Source organism: Cuspidothrix issatschenkoi CHARLIE-1 (assembly GCF_002934005.1).
GTDB classification, from domain to species: domain Bacteria; phylum Cyanobacteriota; class Cyanobacteriia; order Cyanobacteriales; family Nostocaceae; genus Cuspidothrix; species Cuspidothrix issatschenkoi.
Genome location: NZ_PGEM01000198.1, coordinates 1 through 3834, shown reverse-complemented (window position 1 = coordinate 3834; position 3834 = coordinate 1). Strand labels below are relative to the sequence as shown.

4 protein-coding genes are annotated in these 3834 nt (G+C 38.2%); 1 reads left to right on the top strand and 3 read right to left on the bottom strand.

Annotation, left to right across the window (positions count from 1 at the left end; translation table 11 throughout):
- Positions 1-149 precede the first annotated feature (149 nt).
- The 3 genes from CUN59_RS22400 to fba form a co-directional block, all read right to left on the bottom strand.
- A complete protein-coding gene (locus CUN59_RS22400) occupies positions 150-284 on the bottom strand; it encodes a hypothetical protein (RefSeq protein WP_279327323.1) in 135 nt (44 codons plus the stop codon).
- Between the two features lie 329 nt (positions 285-613).
- The gene (locus CUN59_RS20005) at positions 614-1066 is read right to left on the bottom strand and encodes a DUF4164 domain-containing protein (protein ID WP_104389481.1); all 453 of its coding nucleotides are present in this window, start codon (positions 1064-1066) and stop codon (positions 614-616) included.
- 527 nt (positions 1067-1593) lie between these two features.
- Complete coding sequence (gene fba / locus CUN59_RS20000; RefSeq protein ID WP_104389480.1) at positions 1594-2667, bottom strand: class II fructose-bisphosphate aldolase; 1074 nt, start codon at positions 2665-2667, stop codon at positions 1594-1596.
- Between the two features lie 443 nt (positions 2668-3110).
- Between fba and CUN59_RS19995 the strand changes: the two genes are divergently transcribed.
- Positions 3111-3834, top strand: a 724-nt coding sequence (locus CUN59_RS19995) for a DEAD/DEAH box helicase family protein (protein ID WP_368731937.1), incomplete at its 3' end; no start/stop codon positions are given.

The window sequence follows — 3834 nt, the reverse complement described above, 5'->3', positions numbered from 1 at the left end:
GGTAATGGATTATCAGCCGCAACATCACGGGCTAACCAAAGTTGCCAAGTCATAAGTGGTAATAGGTCGCTCCACTTTTGACACTGTTCTGGGGTACTAAGTTGTGGTAGAGTCCAAACTCAAGTTGTTTAGCAAAACGATACCAGTGGTCAAGCTAATTCTACGAGGGCATAAATACTCCGAGTGATTAATGCTGCATCCATCAAGTCAAACAAGGCATCTTTGGCTTTGCCCAAAATATTGTATACACTTGTGCGAAATTCTCTTAGCTGTTCTAATGGCATTGTCAATCTGATAACTCTTTTACATTTATCAGCATTGAACATTTTGCGGTCAGTTTTACATCACTGACCGCTTTTTTTCCCCTATTCTTTATCCTCTATGGTCAGTAGTCTTTTTAACTTCTCTTTTCTCAGTAGTTTTAACTTATCTCTCTGTTTTTAGTCTAAACTCCAGTCATAAACCTTATACAGCAAGGGATTGAGCCTACAAGAAAAGATTTAGTCTAAACTCCAAACACAATCAGACTCCCCTGTAGTCCCTTGGTAAGGGGGGACGGCGAAGCTGGGAGGTAAATTATATACAACTTTACAAAGAAATGGTATCAGGGTTTTCAAATTTTACCAGTGGGAAAGAAACCGAATAGTTTAACTACTCCACTAATTAGGGCTATAATCACTGCTACTAGAACTCCACGATTAATAAATTCTTGGTTATCTAGTCTTTTATCAATACCAATAACTTTTTCGTCTAGGGTTTTAATTTCCCCTGATAGTTTTTCGTCTAGGGTTTTAATTTCCCCTGATAGTTCTGCCTGACCAATTTCCAGTTTATTTAGTCTATTATCAATAGTTTGTAGTTTTTGATTGACTTCAGCAAATTGCCGATCCATTTTTTGGTTGACTTCGGTAAACTTTTGATTGACTTCAGTAAACTTTTGGTTGACTTCAGCAAATTGCCGATCTATTTTTTGATTGACTTCGGTAAATTGCTTCTCTATCTTTTGATCCAAACGAGATAATATTTCTTCGAGGGTATAAGTGAGAGTTGGCGGGTTGGTTGTCATATATTTTAGAGAAGAGTCGCTGAGAAGCCCACACTCACCTGTTCGCGCAAGCGTGCCGCAAGGCATAAGGGAGTGTGTGGAGTACGTCACTGATAGTTGTTTTATAGACAATAACGGCAGCACCTGTCATTCTACTATTTTACCCCACCCTAACCCTCCTCTTGTGAAGGGGAGGGGATTGGATTTTTATTGTTTCCCCTCTTGATAAGCTACGATGTATACAGAAGTCCTATCTGACTTCGTTGTGTGGTTATTTAGCCCCCTAAATCCCTCAAGTTTGGGGGACTTTGAAATTCTTATGCCCCTAGAATTGGGGGTAAGGGGAGACGGCGAAGCTGGAAGGTAGATTATATGCAACTTTACAAAGAAATGGTATTAGGCAATTAATAAACTATGGGTTGCAAAAATAATCCAAAACTTTGATGATTTAGAACAGCTAAAAACAAAAAACCGGGAAACTTTAACATCACCCGGTTTCTTGATATAAAAGTATAGCCTAGCTATACCCTATTTATTGCTGAGAAAGATTAAACTTTAGCAGCCGCTTTCATTACTAATTCGCCTTTAGCATACTTAGCAGCATAGTCTTCTAAAGTAACTTGCTTAATTTTGCTTGCGTTACCAGCAGTACCAAACTGTTCATAACGGTCAGCACAAACTTTTTGCATATACTTAATAGAAGGCTTGAGGAAGTGACGAGGATCGAATTCCTTGGGATTAGCTGCTAAAGCTTCACGGACAGCCGCAGTAATAGCCAAACGGTTATCGGTATCAATATTTACCTTACGAACACCACTCTTAATACCTTTTTGGATTTCTTCTACGGGTACACCGTAGGTTTCAGGAATAGCACCACCGTATTGGTTAATGAGTGCCAATAAATCTTCAGGTACAGAAGAAGAACCGTGCATTACCAAGTGGGTGTTAGGTAAGCGGCGGTGAATTTCTTCAATGCGGCTAATAGCCAAAATTTCACCTGTAGGCTTACGAGTAAACTTGTAAGCACCATGACTTGTACCGATAGCTACAGCTAAGGCATCAACCTGAGTTGCTTCTACAAAGCTAACAGCTTCGTCAGGGTCAGTTAACAGTTGAGAATGGTCTAGTGTACCTTCAAAACCGTGACCATCTTCAGCTTCACCAGCACCGGTTTCTAAAGAACCTAAACAGCCTAATTCACCCTCAACACTCACACCTAAAGAGTGAGCAACATTAACAACTTCGCTGGTAACTCTAACGTTATATTCAAAGCTGGCAGGGGTTTTAGCGTCAGCTTCCAAAGAACCATCCATCATGACGCTGGTGAAGTTATTCTTGATAGCTGAATAGCAGGTAGAAGGAGCATTACCATGATCTTGGTGCATGACAATGGGAATCTCAGGATAGGTTTCTACCGCAGCCAAAATCAGGTGACGGAGGAAGTTTTCCCCGGCATAATTACGAGCGCCGCGAGAAGCTTGTAAAATTACGGGGCTATCTGTTTCAACCGCCGCTTTCATGATTGCCTGAATCTGCTCTAAGTTGTTGACGTTAAAAGCGGGGATACCATATCCGTTTTCAGCAGCATGATCTAGAAGCAACCGCATTGGTACGAGAGCCATATATATTCCTCCTAATTTGGGTATTTAGCTAGTCAGTTTAATAGAAGCGTAATCTTTATTTTAATGTAATTTTTACGCTAATCTTAATGTTTTTTTCAACTTACAGAAAATTATATCTAGTAGTGGGTGCTTTTGTTGAGAAAATTTATAGACTGATATTCTCAAGCTATGTAATTACTATGTACATTTAAAGACAAAGTATTGAATTGCACATTTACCGGGCGATCGCATCTATGATTCAATACTTATATTAATTTGTCATTAATGATGCTATCTTAACTTCCTTACATAATTTACGCTTTACTAGCATAATTTACCCGTAACGACAAGAAATAATAAGAAATATGTAAAAACGTGGTTTGCGTATTTTCACTGTTTGTATAATCTTTGGTGTCAAGGGAAAATTTACTGTAGTGGATTTGTTAGGTGTGGAGTAAAAACCGATGGATTCTCAAACGCTAAAGCCGAATGTCGGAGATTTGCAAAGTGATGTTATTGCTATAAGAATTGTGCGTGCTGCTTTTCGAGAGATCCAGAAGCTTTCACACCAGTATTCTGAGACTGTAGCAGAAATTTTAAAACAAATGAGTCAGGGGAATCTTGGAGATCGTCGTAAGTTAGAAGGCTATACAGATTTATTGAGAACTAAACAGGGTGATGTAAGGGTTATTTGGGAATGGATAAATTCCCAGGAAATTTTAGTAATTAAGGCAGGTTTAAGAAGGGATGTTTACCAGGGAGTTATCGAAGATAGAGATAGAAACCCAACATACACCTTAGCTAATTTAATGGGAATTGAAGAAAGCCAAGTAGAAGATATACCAACGTTTAATTTTAATGTCAATAAGACTTATTCATGGTATCAATTCATTTATGGTGCGTATTTATATTCACCTCACCTTACTCAAGAGCAGATAAAACTCTTTTACCAATTATCAGAAACATTGACAAGTTATTCATATTCTAGATATTCAGAACTTACTAACATTAATAGTTTTTTATTGCAAAGCGCACCAGGCACAGGTAAAACTGTATGTGCTGCTGTGATAGCAAGTAAATTTTATAAAAATCATGACTATAACGTTGTTTTAATTCTTCCTGAAGCTTTATGTTCTGAGGTTAAAGAGTATACTGAAATTAAAGAAATTTGGCTCTTCCAGACTAAAT